Annotated in this window: 16 protein-coding genes; 7 read left to right on the forward strand and 9 right to left on the reverse strand. The window is 44.2% G+C overall.

Annotation, left to right across the window (positions count from 1 at the left end; translation table 11 throughout):
- Position 1: 1 nt before the first annotated feature.
- Both L4D78_RS24175 and metN read right to left on the reverse strand, forming a co-directional pair.
- Positions 2-688 carry a methionine ABC transporter permease gene (locus tag L4D78_RS24175; RefSeq protein ID WP_428469300.1) on the reverse strand — a complete coding sequence of 229 codons (687 nt, stop codon included), beginning with the start codon at positions 686-688 and terminating at the stop codon, positions 2-4.
- Positions 678-1712, reverse strand: coding sequence for a methionine ABC transporter ATP-binding protein MetN (metN, locus tag L4D78_RS24180; RefSeq protein ID WP_428469301.1), 1035 nt, complete (start codon positions 1710-1712; stop codon positions 678-680). Before metN ends, L4D78_RS24175 begins: the two co-directional genes overlap by 11 nt.
- A gap of 328 nt (positions 1713-2040) precedes the next feature.
- Between metN and gmhB the strand changes: the two genes are divergently transcribed.
- Both gmhB and L4D78_RS24190 read left to right on the forward strand, forming a co-directional pair.
- Positions 2041-2595 carry a D-glycero-beta-D-manno-heptose 1,7-bisphosphate 7-phosphatase gene (gene gmhB / locus L4D78_RS24185; RefSeq protein ID WP_428469302.1) on the forward strand — a complete coding sequence of 185 codons (555 nt, stop codon included), beginning with the start codon at positions 2041-2043 and terminating at the stop codon, positions 2593-2595.
- Between the two features lie 216 nt (positions 2596-2811).
- Entirely contained in the window at positions 2812-3117 is a 306-nt protein-coding gene (locus L4D78_RS24190; protein WP_428469303.1) for a hypothetical protein, read from the forward strand.
- Between the two features lie 102 nt (positions 3118-3219).
- On the opposite strand, the gene L4D78_RS24195 is transcribed toward L4D78_RS24190, so the two are convergent.
- The 7 genes from L4D78_RS24195 to L4D78_RS24225 form a co-directional block, all read right to left on the reverse strand.
- Complete coding sequence (locus L4D78_RS24195; RefSeq protein ID WP_428469304.1) at positions 3220-4440, reverse strand: hypothetical protein; 1221 nt, start codon at positions 4438-4440, stop codon at positions 3220-3222.
- Between the two features lie 9 nt (positions 4441-4449).
- Positions 4450-5082 (reverse strand): energy transducer TonB, encoded by a 633-nt coding sequence (locus L4D78_RS24200; RefSeq protein ID WP_428469305.1) that lies wholly within the window; start codon positions 5080-5082, stop codon positions 4450-4452.
- 4 nt (positions 5083-5086) lie between these two features.
- Positions 5087-5494 (reverse strand): ExbD/TolR family protein, encoded by a 408-nt coding sequence (locus L4D78_RS24205; RefSeq protein WP_428459134.1) that lies wholly within the window; start codon positions 5492-5494, stop codon positions 5087-5089.
- 26 nt (positions 5495-5520) lie between these two features.
- The gene (locus L4D78_RS24210; protein WP_428459133.1) at positions 5521-6048 is read right to left on the reverse strand and encodes a MotA/TolQ/ExbB proton channel family protein; all 528 of its coding nucleotides are present in this window, start codon (positions 6046-6048) and stop codon (positions 5521-5523) included.
- Between the two features lie 9 nt (positions 6049-6057).
- Positions 6058-7419 carry a MotA/TolQ/ExbB proton channel family protein gene (locus L4D78_RS24215; protein ID WP_428469306.1) on the reverse strand — a complete coding sequence of 454 codons (1362 nt, stop codon included), beginning with the start codon at positions 7417-7419 and terminating at the stop codon, positions 6058-6060.
- The gene (locus L4D78_RS24220; protein WP_428469307.1) at positions 7419-8186 is read right to left on the reverse strand and encodes a DUF3450 domain-containing protein; all 768 of its coding nucleotides are present in this window, start codon (positions 8184-8186) and stop codon (positions 7419-7421) included. Before L4D78_RS24220 ends, L4D78_RS24215 begins: the two co-directional genes overlap by 1 nt.
- 68 nt (positions 8187-8254) lie before the next feature.
- The gene (locus L4D78_RS24225; protein WP_428469308.1) at positions 8255-10888 is read right to left on the reverse strand and encodes a TonB-dependent receptor; all 2634 of its coding nucleotides are present in this window, start codon (positions 10886-10888) and stop codon (positions 8255-8257) included.
- Positions 10889-11721: 833 nt separating this feature from the next.
- On the opposite strand from L4D78_RS24225, the gene L4D78_RS24230 reads away from it, so the two are divergent.
- The 5 genes from L4D78_RS24230 to L4D78_RS24250 are packed head-to-tail and all read left to right on the forward strand — an operon-like array spanning position 11722 to position 17416.
- Positions 11722-12747 carry an ABC transporter permease subunit gene (locus tag L4D78_RS24230; RefSeq protein ID WP_428469309.1) on the forward strand — a complete coding sequence of 342 codons (1026 nt, stop codon included), beginning with the start codon at positions 11722-11724 and terminating at the stop codon, positions 12745-12747.
- Position 12748: 1 nt separating this feature from the next.
- Entirely contained in the window at positions 12749-13789 is a 1041-nt protein-coding gene (locus L4D78_RS24235) for an ABC transporter permease (RefSeq protein ID WP_428469310.1), read from the forward strand.
- 38 nt (positions 13790-13827) lie between these two features.
- On the forward strand, positions 13828-15663 hold the full coding sequence (locus L4D78_RS24240; RefSeq protein WP_428469311.1) for an extracellular solute-binding protein: 1836 nt from the start codon (positions 13828-13830) through the stop codon (positions 15661-15663).
- A gap of 13 nt (positions 15664-15676) precedes the next feature.
- The gene (locus L4D78_RS24245) at positions 15677-16543 is read left to right on the forward strand and encodes an ABC transporter ATP-binding protein (protein ID WP_428469312.1); all 867 of its coding nucleotides are present in this window, start codon (positions 15677-15679) and stop codon (positions 16541-16543) included.
- Between the two features lie 36 nt (positions 16544-16579).
- Positions 16580-17416, forward strand: coding sequence for an ABC transporter ATP-binding protein (locus L4D78_RS24250; protein ID WP_428469313.1), 837 nt, complete (start codon positions 16580-16582; stop codon positions 17414-17416).
- Positions 17417-17811 lie beyond the last annotated feature (395 nt).

Consider the following 17811-nt stretch of genomic DNA (forward strand, 5'->3'; position numbering starts at 1 on the left):
TTTAGCGATGATCGAAACGCTTAACGAGGTGATCGCCAGCAGATTGAATAATCTGCACCAAGATGACCAGCATGACCACGGTGATTAACATGACTGTGCCATCGAATCGCTGGTAGCCATATCGGATACCGACATCGCCAAGGCCGCCACCGCCAACCGTTCCCGCCATCGCTGAATAGCTGACAAGGGTAACCAGTGTAATCGTAACTGCATTAACAATACCCGGTAATGCTTCAGGCAATAGTACCTTGCTGATGATTTGGCTTGGTTTTGCTCCCATAGCTTGCGCGGCTTCAACTAAGCCTGTTGGTACTTCAAGGAGTGCGCCTTCCACTAAACGGGCAATAAAAGGAATTGCACCTACGGTTAGCGGGACGATAGCCGCAGCGGTACCGATGGAACTACCGACAACGAAGCGGGTAAAAGGAATGATTGCCACAAGTAAGATAATAAACGGGATCGAACGGCCAATATTGGTCACGATACCGAGTACTTTGTTTACGAATGGATTTGCCAGCAAACCGTTTTCTTTGGTTAGGTGCAGTGCAACGCCGACAGGGATACCGATCAAAAAGCCAATAAGTCCTGATACAAAAACCATTACCAGGGTTTGGCCTAGGGCATCAATTAGCAGTTGAACGAGACGTTCGTTTTCTGTCCACCAGGTTACAACAGATTCAAGCAACATAACCTAATACCTCTACATTGACTTTATGATCACGAAGGAAGGCAATGGCCTGTTCCGCAGCTTGCTCGGTACCGAATAATTCAGCCAACATAAGGCCAAATTTAACGCCTCCAGCATAGTCCATATCTGAACTTAGAATACTGATATCAATATTAAACTCACGGGCAACTTGTGATATCAACGGCGCATCTACCGACGCACCAGTAAACTCTAAGCGTACTAATGGGTAGCTGTTATCGATACGGGTTTCAACCATGCGTGCACGGTAATCTTCAGGAATTGAGAGATCTAGCGTAGAACGGATAAACTCACGTGCAAGGGCTGTTTTGGGGTGAGCAAAGATATCACCGACAGGGCCTTTTTCGACCAGCTCACCATCTCCGATAATTGCCACTTGTGAACAAATACTTTTGACCACGTCCATTTCATGGGTAATAAGCAAAATGGTTAGGTTTAATTTACGGTTGATTTCTTTGAGTAACTCTAAAATAGACTGAGTTGTCGCTGGATCAAGTGCGCTGGTGGCTTCATCACAAAGTAGTACTTTCGGATCAGAAGCCAAGGCACGCGCAATGGCAACCCGTTGCTTTTGTCCGCCACTTAAATTTGATGGATATGTGTCGCTTTTATCGGCTAAGCCTACGAGTGTAAGAAGTTCATTGACCTTCATCTCGATGGCATCTTTTGACGCGCCAGCCAGTTCTAGTGGTAACGCGATATTCTTGAAAACGGTACGGGATGAAAGCAGGTTGAAATGTTGGAAAATCATGCCAATTTTTCGGCGAGCTTGGGTTAGCTCTTGGCTTGATAGCATCGTAAGATCGGTGCCATCAACAATGACATGACCGCTAGTTGGTTTTTCCAAAAGGTTAACACAACGGATCAGGGTGCTTTTACCTGCACCGGAAGAGCCTATTACGCCGAAGATCGTGCCTTGTTCAATGGTAAGGTTAATATCACGCAGCGCGTGGATCTCCCTTTCCCCCTGATAGAACACCTTGTTAACTCTATTTATTTCTATCATTGTTCATCCTGAATCATATGCCGTATATGTTATTACTTATCGTGAAGCGTTAATGGCATATTGTCATGTTGTTTTATGTGTTTGCATTATTTTTATCACGTGAGATAACAGTTAGCTAACCTCATCTATTGCGTTGATGCTATGGGCTAAGACAAATGAAGTCAATAGATATTTTTACGTCTAGACGTCCAAACGGCTTTGTGGCTATTTTGATTCAATGATTACTGAAATTGAATAACTGAGCAGCAACGGTGATAAAGAGGTGAATCCAGCTGCGACCCATGTCATAATTTGACGACTACAATACAGCTAGACAGAGGGCTGACGCTTGGCTAAACCAGCAGTTTTTATCGATCGTGATGGTGTGATTAATGTTGATCATGGTTACGTACATACCGTGGATGACTTCGAGTATGTTGAAGGTGTCTTTGATGCCTGCAAACAGCTAAAGGCGATGGGGTATATGCTTGTTCTGGTGACCAACCAAGCTGGGATCGCTCGAGGCATGTATACCGAAGATGACTTTCTAACCTTGACGGAGTGGATGGACTGGAACTTTGTCGATAACGGTGTTGAGTTCGACGGTATTTATTATTGCCCGCATCACCCAACGGAAGGCAAAGGTGATTACCTGCAAGACTGTGATTGTCGTAAGCCAAAGCCGGGCATGTTCATTTCAGCCCGTGATTTCTTGAAAATCGACATGGCGAACTCGGTGATGATTGGCGATAAAGCTGATGATATGGAAGCGGCTGCAGCGGCAGAAGTAGGGACTAAAATTTTGGTTCGTACGGGCAAGCCAGTAACTGAAGCGGGTGAGAGTATCGCGACTGTTGTGCTTGATAGCGTAGCAGATGTACCGACATGGTTGGCAGCACGCTAACTGCACGGTGACGTTGCTATATAAGAAGGTCGCTGAGGCGGCCTTTTTTATGGGCTAAACATTGGCGAATTACGCCATAATATGACTATATATTCACCACTGTTTATTTTCTTCATAAATGCTTTCCTTTATTTCCCTTTTGTTTCAGAAGCTTAATCCTTGGCATGTAAACTGCAATGTCTCAGTTTCTAATACTGGGAATGTAAGGAGAGAGACATGAATACAATAGCTGCTGGTTGTTTGGTGCTGTTTTCGACGATAAGTACCGCTTATGCACACGCCGATGAGAAGAGTGATGTACGGTGGCATGATGATCTTAACGTTGTAATGGCCGAACAAAAACGCGCTGTTGTTGAGTCGTTAAATGCAAAAAATCGTTATCAGGTCGTAATGTCGCTACAGCAATCCCATCAACAAATGATGAATGACGCTCTGATATCTCGCTCGGAAGATCCTATCTATGATACTCAGCCACGTATAGAGCAACCGGATACGGATAAAATCGAGATAGCGAGTAAGTAAACATATCGAGTAGAGATAAAAAACGGGAAGCTAATGCAGTGCAAAAGCTTCCCAAAAGAGTGTGACTGACTCACACACAGATCATTGGTAATCGTTGAAAGGTTAGCTTTGATCTTTTAGAAATGTTATCCACGGTATGGCTGCAGATTTCATTTCTTTTGATTTCGCAGCGGACTGCATCGCTTGCAAAGCACGGCTTGGTTGTTCAAGCTCAAAGTAAGCCATACCTCTCAGGTAGGCCAATTCAGCGTTATCATCCGAAGTAGCATTAGCAACAACGCGTTGGGTAAATACAGTTGCTTGTTGGTATTGCTGGGCTTGTATCATCAAACGGGTAATTTTCAGTTGCGCTTTTGCCGTTTGCTCAAGTTCGAAAGCGTGCTGGTACGCTAAAATAGCACTATCGATTTCCTTTGCTTGCTGCCAAAAGCTTGCCAGTCGCTCAATATTTTCCTTTGATTGAGTGACACGGCCTGTATCCATTTCAGCTTGCAGTGTTTTCGCTGCACGATAAGGGATCCCACGGTAGGCCTGGAAATTCACTAAACGCAGTATTTCTTTCTCACTCTCTAAGAGATCGAGTTTGTAAGCGGCTTCGAGAGTTGCTAACGAATTTCGCTCTTGGTTTAGCTCCATATAAATGCCTGAGAGCTGCATCCAGTAGCGCTTCTTCTGTGGGTACTTGTTGGTCAGCGTTTTTAGTACCCCTGCGACACTTTTAAACTGCTTCAATTCGTAATGCGATGCCATCAACAGTAAGTACCACGATTCACTGGGTGATGGACTCATTGCGATTGCTTGCTTCACCGGTGAGATGGCACTTTTATAGTCTTCCAATTGAACATAGGCGCTGGCCAGCGTGATGTAGGCATGGGCTTGTGGTTTCTCCTCTGTTGTTTCTGCCACTTTAAACCAGTGCTTCATGGTCTTAACCGATTGCTTAAACTGCTCTTCGGCTAAATACAACTGGGCCAAGCTATAGCGAACTTGCTGGGCAACGGGCACTGGAAGCGCGTCAAGGGCTAATGACTTTGCAAAGTACTCTGCTGCTTTCGGGTAATTATCACGCAATGAATATAAAAAACCCATTTGCTGTAGCAGTACAGCGCGGTCATATTTCTTGGCCTTGGTTCCCTCTAGTGCATCGCTTAGTTTCTCTATGGCGTCGTTGTAGCGTTCTGTCGCGATTAACTCCTGTACTTTATTAACGGTTCGAAAGGTGCGGTCACTGAGTTCAGGGCTGCTCTTGGCCACGGCCGGAGCCGCAAGGGCTCCGACTAGCAAGATCAATGAAGCCAGCAAATGTTGATAGTATTTCTGCATTGTGACTCCTTAGTTGATTGAGAACTCAATTTCCTGAGACAAACGTGCGCTTACAGGTTTTCCATCAACCTGTTTGGGTTTGAATGTCCATTTGGATACCGTTTTTCTGGCCGCTTTTCCAAGACCTAAACGGCGGGGATCTTCTTTTAAGACTTTGACATCTTCGACCGAACCACGGGCATTGACTGTAAATTCGAGTAATACCACGCCACTTTCAATACCAGCTCGGGCTGCTTTACGCGGCATTTGCGGCTGGAAAGTTGCCAGAGGAACGGGGCCGCCATTTCCGGCTAACTTCGCCCCGCCGCCTTGGCTGTAATGACCAAGTACTGAACCGCCTGTTACATTTACTGGAAGGTCCAGTTTGGGCATATCCATAGGGATTTGCTCCATCACTGGTTTCACCGTTGAGGTGACCTTCATTTCAGGCGGCGGTGGTGGCTTTTTCGGTGGTGGCGGCTTGGGTAGCTCGCGTTTTTTCTCCTGTACTTTTTCTTCTGATTTAACGCGAATGAAATCAACCATTCTCAGGTCATCATTCGACGCTAGCTCGTGACGCTCTTTATTAACGAGCTTGTCCATCCCCCAGAACAACCCAAGGGAGACAACGAGCGCCAGTGCTAATGAGGCCAGATACCGCATAAGCTTAATCCTTATTCGTTGCGGCGATGGAGATGCTTTGTACACCGGCCATTCTTATCTGGTCCATGACTTTCACGACGATACCGGATTTGGCCTCTTCGTCAGCTTGGATCACAACAGCACCGTCTGGGCTCTCTGCGCGTAGGCGTTCAATATTCGCGCGCACGGCATCCACTTCGATTCGACGTTTATCAACCCATACATCCCCGGCGGCGCCTACTGCAACCATGATGTTTCCTTTTTTCACGGTCTGCGCAGTGTTGGCGCTTGGGCGATTGACATCAATACCGGCTTCTTTAACAAAGGACGTTGTGACAATAAAGAAGATCAACATAATGAACACGATGTCGAGCATCGGTGTCATATCGATGGCTGCTTCGTCACTGCTTTCGCTGCTATAGCGTCTTTTCATGACTTATACCTCTAAATTCCGTTTATTTAGGCAAAATGCTTTAATGTGTCTTCCAACTTTTGCGTGGAGACTTTAGCTAGATGGTCGAGCCGTGAGCTGAAAAACAACCCAGATAATGATGCGACCATGCCAGCAAGCGTTGGGATTGTTGCCTTTGATATTCCCGAGGCCATTGCTCGGGGGCTTCCTGTTCCTATGATTGCCAGAATATCGAATACCTGGATCATTCCCACCACCGTGCCGAGTAACCCTAATAGCGGGCACAACGCGATAAGCACTTTGATAACGGGTAATCCACGTTTATTTTCGATGTCTTGGATCGAGACTATCTCTTGGCGGATCATTTTGGCGTTCCAGCTTTGGTGCTCTGAGCGGGCAGCCCATTTAGCTTCCGCTTTTTTTATTGACCGCGGCAGTACTGCGGCAAAGTAAAACCAGCGTTCAAGCAATACAGTCCAGAGCATCAGGCTAAGAACGAAGAGAGCCATTAAGACATCGCCGCCCATGCCGAGAAATCGTCGGATGGATTCCACTTCTTCAATTAACCACCACATAGTGCCTCCTTAGCTGTCGGCAGAATGCAGCTTTTCCTGATAGCGGGCGATAAAGCCTGCACTTTGCTCTTCCAATGTTTGTACTAAGCGGCGGCTCTTGCTATGGACAAGGGTATAGAAGAATAGCAATGGAATAGCGACAACAAGACCAAGCATGGTGGTAACCAGCGCTTCTGAAATACCGCCGGCCATCAGTTTTGGATCGCCAGTACCGAATAGAGTAATGGCTTGGAAAGTACCGATCATTCCCATGACTGTACCGAGTAGACCAAGTAATGGGGCGACCGAGGCAAAGAGTTTAATTGAGCCGACAAAGCGTTCAATGCGAGGCGCATTACGTAAAATTACCTCATCAAATTTAGCTTCAAGATCTTCGAGGTTATTACCGCTATGTCCAAGGTAAGCCTCCATAATTTCACCTAGAGGATTACCATTGATAACGCTTTCAGATTTGGCTTGTTTACTCATCTTGCGGCTAATAATTGTTAGGCGGAAGTAGCAAAAGATAGCAATAATTGCGCCTATCGCACCCATACCTAATATTACGTAGCCAACTAAACCACCTTGATCTACACGCTCCTGTACGGTTGGGCTTTGAACCAACAGAGACAGAATGACGCCGCGAGAAGGGTCGATAAACAATGGCTCATAGCTATTGTTTGCACTTTCAAAGTCAGGCACGTTACGCATGATGTTCTTGCTTGGCTGGCGTGATAGCTCTTCAAATTTTCCGGTTTGCGGTACATAGGTGATGTATTTACCGTCTGAAATGGCATTGAATTCACCGATCAGCGTAACGTCTTGAACGGCTTCTTTACCTTCGCCGTAAACGACCGTTGCTGGGGTGGTGGTGGTGTCACCAGAAACAACCACTTGTTGTAGAATAGTGTGCCAGAAGGCTTCTAGCTCAAGTGTTGATGGTAGCTCCTTGCTTTCGGCAAGTTTGGTGAGTAACGCATTTCGCTCAGGAAATTGGACTGCATTTTGTGATGCCGCAAACAGCCCTTTAAATTCCCCTGCATACTGGCGAACAACACCAAACATTTCACCTAGCGTACCAGAGCGTTGGCGTAGGGTTTCCGTTAATACGGTGAGCTCTTTATCGTTGCTATCAAAGGTTGCTTTGAGCTGATCGCCTCGCTGAGTCTCTGCTAACAATTCTGCCTTGGCTTGTTTCAGTAGCGCGGCTTGGTCGTTGCGGTCGATACGGAACTCAGCTTCTCGAAGCTTGCTTTCTTTTGATTCAACAATGCTATTAGATTTTACCGATTTTAATAACTCAGCCAGTGATGTTGGCGTTTCGGCTTGTGTGGGGCTAGCTAAAAGTAGCCCTGCAACTAAGGCTGCTGCCAGTGATTTGAATCCGTTCATTATCCTTCCTCCCCGGCAAAAACAGGTAGTTTGATCAGTGCTGGTGGTGCTTGTTTCTTGGCGATACGCAGCCCTTGCTGGACGGCAATACGGTAGCTTTGTGGCAGGGTTTCCCATTGGCGAGTTTGTTGATTCCACATTCCAGTTTCACCACCATCGGGTGATTGATAAAGCAGGGCGGTACGGCCAATGCGTAGGAAGTCGTAGGTAACAGTTTCGCCGTTACGCTCAAGGCTGGCTTTGTAAGATTCAATCGAACGGGAGAAGCCTTCTTCTATCTGATAGGCTTCCATTACTTTGCGGAATTTTTCTGAGGTGGTGACATCGGCGCGATCCATCAATTCTCGTAATTCATTGATCCGTAGTGCGCGCTCTTGAGATTGAAACGGCAAATCAAGCACCACAAACTCGTCTAAGGCATCAATCATTTTTAGTGTTAGTGGCACCACTTCCATTGCGGTTTGATCGATTTGCGCAATTTGACGATTCAGTGAATCCAGTTCACCTTGCTGGGAGTCGACCATCCGGCTAATTTGCGTGTTATACACGTTCATGCTGTCGATTTGGCGCAACAGGCCTTTGTATTCCGCTAGCATTGCTTCGGTGTCATCTGCGTATGTATCGATTTTAGTCTGTGAGGCTGCGGCAGACTTGTCTGCTTTGCTCTGGCTGGCAACGACCGAGCCAGTATTGGCCGCAAAGGCGGGTGCGCTGAGAGTGAGTATGGCGGCAGTGATTGCACTTACGCCAAAGTCCTTTAACGTCATAGTTACATCCTTGTCAAAGTGTTAGTCAGTCAGAAAAGGGCGCGAGCTGAACTCGCGCCTGATTGTTATTAGAATTTGACGTTGACATTGGCGTAGTAGAAACGCCCTGCTACGTCATAGGTGGTTGAGTCCGTATTTGCTGCAAGAGTATCTAGCATCAACGGTGGCTCTTTATCGAATAGGTTGTTGATGCCCAAAGATAGCTTGATATTGTCGTTCACAAGATATGAACCCGTGATATCGTGATAAACCACGGTTGGAACATTGAATTCATATTGGTCTTGATCAACCCCTGGTAGTTCGTAGGTTACGCTGTCAATAAGGCGTGTAGTCCAGTTGGCAGTCCAAAGTTCTTGCGATAAACCAAGGTTTAATGTTGAGCGGTACTGGGCAAAGTGGCCGATCTGATCACTGATAAACTTACCCGCGTAGTCGATAACGGTACCGTCAGGCTGTTCGACTTCGTATTTCAGTAGATAGGTGTTTTCCCAATTTGCTCTGAAGGTTAACTCGTCAAAGTCATAGCGGTAGCGAACGTTGAAGTCGATGCCGTCGGTTTTCAAGCCGCCAAGGTTGGTATAGCGCGCATCAATCGACCGAACATTGCCATTGTCAAAGCGGGTGATACTGTCACAATATTCGCCAGTGGCTTCACACTGATCGAGCATGAATTGGGGATCAACGTTATCTATCAGGTCTTCAAGCTCGATTTGCCAGTAATCAACTGTCATCGATAGGTTGTCGACAAAGGAAGGTGAGTAAACAAAACCAACTGATGCGGTATGGCCTTGCTCTGGCTTTAGGTCTTCATTCGAGCCGTATTGAACCGGGAACTGATCTCGGCCGGATGTATCTTGCCCTGATGAGTCGGTCAAATTATCGAAGCTCTCCTGCTGCCCACCGTAAAGCTGGCCAATAGATGGAGCCTTAAACACCTCTGAGTAAGTACCACGCAACATTAAATCGTCGAATGGTTGGTATAGTAGGCTATAGCCCATAGAGGTGTTACTACCAAACGACGAGTAGTCATCGTAGCGAGCAGAAACTTTGGCTTCTAAATATTCGGCAAACTGAACATCTGAAAGAAGAGGAATTAATAGCTCGCCATAGAGTGAATCTACCGAGTAAGTCCCCGATGTTGCAGACAGGGCGTTACCACTGGCATTACCTGATACTACAAGGGCGTCAGGCTGACTTTCGCCTTTTTCGGTGCGGGTTTGGTAACCAGCGGCGAAGGCAATTGTTCCCATTTCATAATCAAGAACATCACCCGTTACATTGAAGTCAATGACTTGTTGTTGGTTGAATCCAGTATCTTGGCGAGTAAAGGTAGTGTAATCCAGCGCCTCTTGACTAATGGTGCCGAAGATATCCATTGGCACACAGCCAGGAATGACGTTACCACCAGCATCTAGACATTGTCCATTTGATGAAGGCCCGAGTGCATTGTTCACCCGGTCTTTCATGAAGACATTGTTCTCTTGCTGTACCGTTTTGGTTTTACCCCAGTTAAAACTGGTATCCCATACCCAGCCATTAGAAAATTCACCATCCAGCGCGAATACGATGCGTGCAGTATCAGATTCAAACGCTCGGTTGCGTCCACCGGTTTCAACCATTCGACGGCGCCAGTCAACAATGTCTTCGCCTGTCGGGTTATATTCGTTGTCGGCAGAAATTGGGTTAAAGCCAGGAGTGAATGCACCAAACATAGGTTCTGCGGCTAATAGATAATCCGACTTCGAGTTGGCATAAAGTGCTTCGAATGAGGCAGTAACTGGACCCAAGTAATCATTTTCGGCAACGAGGTAATTACCGTTGGCACTCAAATAAAAACGCTCTGCTGGGCGCTTGAGGTAATTGTCTGGTGCGTAGTTATAAAGATCGGTTTCTGGGTTAAATGGGCGTAGAGCATTGCCGCCCTCAGGGCCAAATGTTTGGCCATCGTAGTAGCCCCAAGGAGTAGCAGAGCTGCCGCCAACAGAGCTGCCCCCAAATCCATCGTGATTTAAGTCTGTATTGGCAAAGCCACGATCACTGCCTTGGATTTTCTTTTCTTCGGTGTAACCTGCCGAGAACATTAGGCTACCACGGTCACTAGAAACGCCGGTTAGCATGGTGATTTCTGTTACTTGACCATCGCCTTTAGAGGTTTGTCCGGTTTTAACGCCAACTTCAAAGCCTTCGTAGCTTTGTTTGGTAATGATATTAACCACACCAGCGACAGCATCAGATCCATAAACCGATGAAGCGCCGTCTTTAAGAATTTCAATACGCTCAACCATGGCGGTTGGGATCATATTGAGGTCGACTGCTGCATCTGCGCCTGTACCACCGTTAACCATTCGGCGGCCATTAACCAGAACAAGGGTACGTTCTGCGGTAAGACCGCGCAGGTTGACTGTCGCAGCACCATTACTGCCGTTATTCATTGAGGTGCTTTGTACCGTTCCTGCTATAGCTGGGATTTGATTGAGGATATCGCCTAAAGAGACAAGGCCGGTATTTTCGATATATTCAGATGACAGCACTTGGACAGGTTCGGCACCTTCCATTTCAACCCGTGAAATACGAGAACCTGTTACTTTCATCTTCTGCAGTTTTTCAACTTGTTGCTCTTCGGCCTGCGCGATAGGGGCTGCTAATAATCCCCCCAGAGCGAGACTAATAGCCACCGATAGGGCTGTTGTCTTTTTATTCATCCTTGCTGCTCCATTTATTATTCTTCCTGCTTTTAATTTCGAGAGGTACTTAATTTTCGAAATAACCATTAACTTTTTGTTAACGGTGAGTCGCAAGATATACACGAAGCAAAAAGTTGAAGTCAAATGGGTGGATGATGGATGTGAAAATAACTAAAATAATATATATAACCAGAATTGTATAAATGTCGGTTTTTTATATTAACTAGTGGCAATATTTCGAGGTTAAATATTAAAAAGTAGTTGTGTTTTATTTGTCAGTGGATGTTGCAGCTATATATTAAGTAAGGTGTTAATACAGGTGTAATGATCTAAATATCAGTGCTAATGTGGTTTTTTATATTGAATGGTGAATTTTGTATTTTTATTCTTCATATTCTAATTTGGTATTTATTAATTATATCATTCAGTCCTTTTTTGAGATGGCTTGGCTGAAAATATATTTCAATATGGAATATTTAATTGTGATTATTTATTAAATAAAATGCGATTGACGTTGGAGTTAGATAGTTGTTGGTAATTTATAAAATGTTCTTTTAAAGTGAACTGTTTCAGATTTTAATGTTTTTTTAACGTGAAAAATTACCTATGGGATAAATGTGACAAAAATGGGTCAAAATAGTTAACCTTACTTGATGAAAGGAAGATTTAACTGTACATGTGGAGTTATAAGAAATAAGTGGTGTCGTTATTCGGCATGCATAACGCGAGATTGTTCAGGGTGAACAAGTGTTCGTAATGAGTAACTGCTGCAATGATTAGCTATTCTTTAATAGGTGAGTCTTTTGCCAGCCTCATGGAGTATTACGAATAGACATGGAGTGAGTGAATACATGCTGTCATATTTTCTACGTCGAATGGCATTGGTCATTCCAACGTTTATAGGGATCACAATCCTAATTTTTGCCATAACTCGGTTTGTGCCTGGAGGGCCTGTTGAGAGGATGCTTGCAAATATGCAGGCTCAAGGTGATGGTGCCGCTGCGATGACGTCTGCAGGAGGAAATACGGCGTTATCTGAGGATCAAATTGCCGATCTAAATGCTTTTTATGGTCTTGATAAGCCAGTATTTGAAGCTTATGCCGAATGGCTCAGTAAGCTGGTGGTCTTTGACTTTGGCGAATCAACACGTTATTACGAGCCCGTATCTGACATGATTGTAGAGCGTCTACCTGTCTCTTTGTTTTATGGTGGAATGACGTTTTTTATTAGTTACTTTATTTCTATTCCCTTAGGCTATTATAAAGCCATTAAACATGGCTCAGTGTTTGATTCTGGATCTTCTATTCTTATTTTTGTCGGCTACGCCTTACCAGGTTATGTGGTAGGGGTACTAATGATTACGCTATTCAGTTATCACCTAGAGTGGTTTCCGATGGGAGGCTTTGTTGGGGATGACTTTGATGATTATGAAACCGTTTATGAACAAGTAAAAGATCTCATGTGGCATGCGGTTCTACCGCTTATCTGTTATTTGATTGGTGATTTTGCCACCTTGACCATGACGATGAAAAATAACCTGATGGAAAACCTTTCCTCTGACTATATTCGTACAGCGATCGCGAAAGGACTGCCATTTAAGCAAGCGGTCCGTAAGCATGCCTTAAGAAATAGTTTAATTCCCATCGCCAGTCATTTTGGTAACTCTTTGTTGTTCTTTATGACAGGGGCATTTTTGATTGAGGTTATTTTTAATATCGATGGGATCGGGCTATTAGGTTATGAATCAATTATGGAACGTGATTACCCTGTTGTGATGGGTATTGTTGCTATCAACGCCATCATGTTGTTAATCGGTAATATCCTGTCGGATATTTGCGTGGCATTAGTTGATCCTCGTGTGAAATTTGGAGCGTAACATGTTCACTATAAACCCATTAACACAGAAGAAAATAAAACGCTTTAAAGAAATTAAACGAGGTTATTGGTCTTTTTTGATTTTAACGACGTTATTGCTACTTTCATTAGCTGCGGAATTACTTATTAATAGTAAGGCATTAGTAGTGAAATATAATGGGAGTTACTCTTTCCCTGTTTTCAGTGATGTACGGTTTGGACATGAATTTGGTCTAGGTTCTAGCAGTGAAGCGAATTACCGAGAGTTAAAAGTGTCTTTTGAACGAGATAGTGACAATTTCGTGATAATGCCAATCGTGCCTTGGAACCCTTATGAGCAAGACTTCAGTGGCGATTATCCACCAAATGCACCGAGCATTGATAATAAACACTACTTAGGTACCGATATTATTGGTCGTGATATTTTAGCTCGGCTTGTTTATGGCTTTCGAACAGCGATGGGGTTTGCGCTATTAACCATGGCAATATCTTACGCTATTGGGACCGCTGTTGGCTGTGCGATGGGCTTCTTTGGTGGGAAGTTTGATTTATTTGTTCAGCGGTTGATCGAGGTTTGGTCAATGGTGCCATTCTTATATGTCATTATGATTTTGGTTTCGATTATTCAACCGACTTTCACTCTATTTGTTGGGATCAATGTCCTTTTTGGTTGGATGGGAATGACATGGTACATGCGAACCATGACCTACAAAGAAAGTGCGAGAGAGTACGTCATGGCCGCAAAAGCAATTGGTGCATCAACAGGACGTATTTTATTTAAGCATATACTCCCAAATACCATGGTTATGATTGTCACCCTTGCCCCTTTTACAATTGCAGCCAATATTACAGCCTTAACAGCGTTAGATTATTTAGGGCTAGGGCTAATGCCACCAACCCCGAGTTGGGGCGAGTTGCTACAACAAGGTAAATCGAATCTTGATTCTCCTTGGATCGTCACATCAGTCGTGACCTCGATTGTACTAGTCTTAGTAATGGTTACGTTCATTGGTGAAGCGATTCGCGCCGCTTTTGATCCCAAGAAATTCACTCGCTATATCTAATTAGATCTTTCAGCATCGCAGTAACAAGGAAGTGAATAATGAATAAAAAATTGATGTTCCCGACATTGGCAATGGTAGCCGTATTCAGTGCTGAGACTTTGGCTACTTCGTTACCCTCTGGGCTAGAGTGGGAGTCAAATTTAAATGAACCACTGTTTGCTTCAAAAGAGGCGAAATTTGGTGGCACATTACGTACATATATGATGAGCTTTCCCCAAACATTACGCAGCGTTGGCCCCGATGCTAATTCAGGTTTACGGGCATACTTGATGGATGGCGTGCCCAAGTTAGCCGCAAGGCACCCAAATACGGGAAAATGGATCCCGCAGTTAGCCAATTCATGGGCGTTTGGTGACGATAATAAAACGGTTTATTTCAAACTGAATAAAGCGGCAAAGTGGTCTGATGGTGAGAAGGTGACCGCCGATGATTATTTATTTATGCTCAAATATTATCGCTCTAAAGATATCATTGATCCTTGGTATAACGATTTTTTTAAAAACCTGATTGAGCAGGTTGTAAAGTTTGATGATTATACTATTGCGATCACGTCGAAAGTTGCTAAAAGTAACGATGAACTAATGGTGATGTTCAACTTACCGAGCAACGGCCTGCAGCCTCGCCCAGAGCATTTCTTTAAACCGGCAAAAGACGAAAACAACGATGGCATCGATGATAACTTCGTTCGTAAATATAACTTCAAAGCAGAGCCAACAACGTCAGCTTATTATATGGATAAGATAAAGAAGGGTAAAAGTGTCACCTTCAAACATGTAGGGCAAGACTGGTGGGGATACAGTAATCGTTATTATCAAAATCGCTACAATGTAGAGAAAGTTCGGATCAAGGTGATTCGAGATAATGATATTGCGCGAAAGCATTTTGAAAAAGGTGATTTGGATACGTTTGGTTTGGTATTGCCGAGCTTATGGCATGAAAAGGCCAACACTAAACCTTACAAGCAGGGCTACATCAATAAATTCTGGGGTTACAATCAAGTTGTTCAAGGTGCGGGCGGACTTTGGATGAATACGGCGACACCGCTATTAATGGATCGGAATGTTAGGGCTGGTGTGACCTATGCGACTGACTTTGATGGCATGATCAAAAAGGTACTGCGTGGTGACTATGTACGAAAGCCTCACGGAATGGGTTTTGGTCATGGTGATTATGATCGCATAGACAACCAAGCCCCCGTGTTTGATCCAGAATTAGCCGTGAGCTACTTCGTGAAGGCGGGCTTTGAACAAGTTGGTTCAGATGGAATCAGAGTAAACAATAAAGGTGAGCGTTTAAGTTTTGCGATTACATATAGTAATCAACCCCACACCCCTCGCGTTGCTTATTTAAAAGAGCAAGCAAAAAAAGCAGGACTCGACTTTACCCTCAATTTAATTGATGGCTCATCAGCGTTTAAGTACATCCTCGAGAAAAAGCATGAATTAGCCTTCCTTACTATGGGAGGAGGGGAGTTACCTGCTTATTGGGAATACCTGCATTCGGTAAATGCAAAGCCACAAACTAATAATCACATGAACTACAGCTCTCCCAACATGGATAAGCTGATCGAACGATATACAGAAGAGTTTGATGTACCTAAAAAACAGGCTATTTCTCATCAGATTCAGAAAATCGTATCGGAGGAGTTTTTAATTGTTCCTGGTTATATGGTGCCGTATACCCGAGAGGCGCACTGGCGCTGGCTTAAATATCCAACACCAGCCATGACGAAGAAAACACAGGCAATGTTCTCTGCAACTGATTTATCGACCTTCTGGATTGATAAGCAGGTATTGAAAGAGACCAAATCAGCGATAAAGAAAGGGCAGACCTTTGAGCCTGTTACCGTGATTGATGACACCTACAAGTTATAAGCAGGAGGCATACATGACGGATGAGGTAATTTTAAGTGTTAGAGACTTAGAAACGGAATTTACTACTGATGATGGCGTGGTAAAAATTCTTCATGGAGTGAGCTTTGATGTATCTAAAGGTCGTACATTAGGGATCGTTGGCGAATCTGGGTGTGGTAAAAGTGTAACCGCAATGTCGATTATGGGATTGTTACCCAAACCTTATGGCCGTATTACTAAAGGACAAATCCTTTATAGAGGAACGGATCTTGTTACGTTGCCTGCCAATGAAATGTATGGCATGCGTGGAAACCGTATCTCGGTAATTTTTCAAGACCCGATGACGGCGTTAAACCCAGTGCACACGGTGGGAAAGCAGTTGAATGAAGTGCTTGAGCTACACCGTCCAGATTTAACTAAGCTAGAGAGGGACGCTTACTCACTGGAGATGCTGAAAAAAGTAAAAATCCCCCTGCCAGATAAACGGATCAATGAGTATCCGCATAATTTGTCTGGAGGAATGCGACAGCGTGTCATGATTGCAATGGCGTTAGCATGTAAGCCAGACATACTTATATGTGATGAACCGACAACGGCATTGGATGTGACCGTCCAGGCTTCAATTTTGACACTAATGAACGAATTACAGCAAGAAACGGGTATGGCAATGATTTTCATCACCCATGATTTGGGAGTAGTTGCTGAAATTTGTGATGACGTTGCTGTGATGTATGGCGGCAAGGTTGTGGAGTATGCAGATATCTACAATTTATTTGATAACCCCCAGCACCCCTATACCGAGCGTTTAATGGGACTCATGCCAAGTCTTGATAAAGAACCTAAACAGCCCATTGAGATTAAGCCAATTGATACAACGTTGTTTCCTGAGTTTAAAGGTTAACGGGTTCACATCATGGGGTCACTTAAAGAGGAAGCGATGACAGAAGTATTAAGGATAGAAAACCTTAAGCAGCACTTTGTGTCTGGCAAAGGAATTTTAAAAAAAGGCTATACCGTAAAAGCCGTTGATGGTGTGTCTTTTTCTGTTGCTCAAGGTGAAACGTTAGGTTTAGTAGGAGAGTCTGGGTGCGGTAAAAGCACATTAGGTCGGACCATTCTAAAATTATATGAGCCAACAGAAGGTAAAATTTTCTTTGAAGGAGAAGACATCACCGATTTCTCGACGAAACAGATGCGACCTTTAAGAAAAGATATCCAGATTGTTTTTCAAGACCCAATGGAGTCATTAAATCAACGGCACACCATCGGCATGATTTTGGAAGAGCCTTTCATTATTCATAAAATAGGCACAGCTCAGCAACGAAGCCTCTGGGTATCAGAGTTATTAGAAAAAGTAGGTTTACCTAGCGCTGCAGCGAATCGATACCCGCATGAGTTTTCTGGTGGGCAAAGACAGCGTATTGGTATTGCGCGAGCTATTGCGTTGAAGCCGAAACTTTTGATTTGTGATGAATCGGTGTCTGCGTTGGATGTGTCTGTACAAGCTCAAATCTTAAATTTGTTATTACAGCTACAGAAAGAGATGGATTTAGCGATCATTTTTATCTCCCACGATTTGTCAGTTGTTAAACATATCTCTGATCGGGTAGCAGTGATGTACTTTGGTAAAATCGTCGAGTTGGGCTTGGCCACGGATATTTATAACGATCCTCAGGCTGAATATACCAAAACGCTATTATCAGCGATTCCAATTACACATCCTCGCGACCGTAAACGGAAAAAGCCCAGGCCGGTGAATAACCAAGTAGCTTAAGAGTATGCACAATAAAAACACAGGAGCACTGCGGGAGTAGTGCTCCTGTGTTTTTATTGTTCAAAAAGGCATGGTCTGTATGGTTTCTAGACGTTCAGTCTGTTTTTGTTAGGAAATAGAGTAAAACCTATTGCTTCATTCTGAATGCTCCCTATAATGCGACCTCACTGACACGGAGAACGGCAACTTAAGCCACTAACCAATCAGTTTGTTCTTTAACAATTTGACCATGCAATCTGTGTGGGCACTCGTGAAAAAGTTAAGTCAAAAGATTTATCAATGAACTGAGTGACCAATACGAAATAGCTTCGGCTATATCGGCACAGTCAATTCGAATGTCATGACTAGCTTCTAGTTATTGATGTTCAATCAGTATTCGTTGAGCCGGTCGAGAG

The sequence above is a fragment of the Photobacterium minamisatsumaniensis genome (assembly GCF_050336695.1).
Classification (GTDB): Bacteria; Pseudomonadota; Gammaproteobacteria; order Enterobacterales; family Vibrionaceae; genus Photobacterium; species Photobacterium minamisatsumaniensis.

Excerpts from the sequence above, each read along its gene's own strand:
- L4D78_RS24175 (WP_428469300.1), bottom strand. The coding sequence starts at position 688 with ATGTTGCTTGAATCTGTTGTAACCTGGTGGACAGAAAACGAACGTCTC.
- metN (WP_428469301.1), bottom strand. The coding sequence starts at position 1,712 with ATGATAGAAATAAATAGAGTTAACAAGGTGTTCTATCAGGGGGAAAGG.
- L4D78_RS24190 (WP_428469303.1), top strand. The coding sequence starts at position 2,812 with ATGAATACAATAGCTGCTGGTTGTTTGGTGCTGTTTTCGACGATAAGT.
- L4D78_RS24195 (WP_428469304.1), bottom strand. The coding sequence starts at position 4,440 with ATGCAGAAATACTATCAACATTTGCTGGCTTCATTGATCTTGCTAGTC.
- L4D78_RS24200 (WP_428469305.1), bottom strand. The coding sequence starts at position 5,082 with ATGCGGTATCTGGCCTCATTAGCACTGGCGCTCGTTGTCTCCCTTGGG.
- L4D78_RS24205 (WP_428459134.1), bottom strand. The coding sequence starts at position 5,494 with ATGAAAAGACGCTATAGCAGCGAAAGCAGTGACGAAGCAGCCATCGAT.
- L4D78_RS24210 (WP_428459133.1), bottom strand. The coding sequence starts at position 6,048 with ATGTGGTGGTTAATTGAAGAAGTGGAATCCATCCGACGATTTCTCGGC.
- L4D78_RS24215 (WP_428469306.1), bottom strand. The coding sequence starts at position 7,419 with ATGAACGGATTCAAATCACTGGCAGCAGCCTTAGTTGCAGGGCTACTT.
- L4D78_RS24220 (WP_428469307.1), bottom strand. The coding sequence starts at position 8,186 with ATGACGTTAAAGGACTTTGGCGTAAGTGCAATCACTGCCGCCATACTC.
- L4D78_RS24225 (WP_428469308.1), bottom strand. The coding sequence starts at position 10,888 with ATGAATAAAAAGACAACAGCCCTATCGGTGGCTATTAGTCTCGCTCTG.
- L4D78_RS24230 (WP_428469309.1), top strand. The coding sequence starts at position 11,722 with ATGCTGTCATATTTTCTACGTCGAATGGCATTGGTCATTCCAACGTTT.
- L4D78_RS24235 (WP_428469310.1), top strand. The coding sequence starts at position 12,749 with ATGTTCACTATAAACCCATTAACACAGAAGAAAATAAAACGCTTTAAA.
- L4D78_RS24240 (WP_428469311.1), top strand. The coding sequence starts at position 13,828 with ATGAATAAAAAATTGATGTTCCCGACATTGGCAATGGTAGCCGTATTC.
- L4D78_RS24245 (WP_428469312.1), top strand. The coding sequence starts at position 15,677 with ATGACGGATGAGGTAATTTTAAGTGTTAGAGACTTAGAAACGGAATTT.
- L4D78_RS24250 (WP_428469313.1), top strand. The coding sequence starts at position 16,580 with ATGACAGAAGTATTAAGGATAGAAAACCTTAAGCAGCACTTTGTGTCT.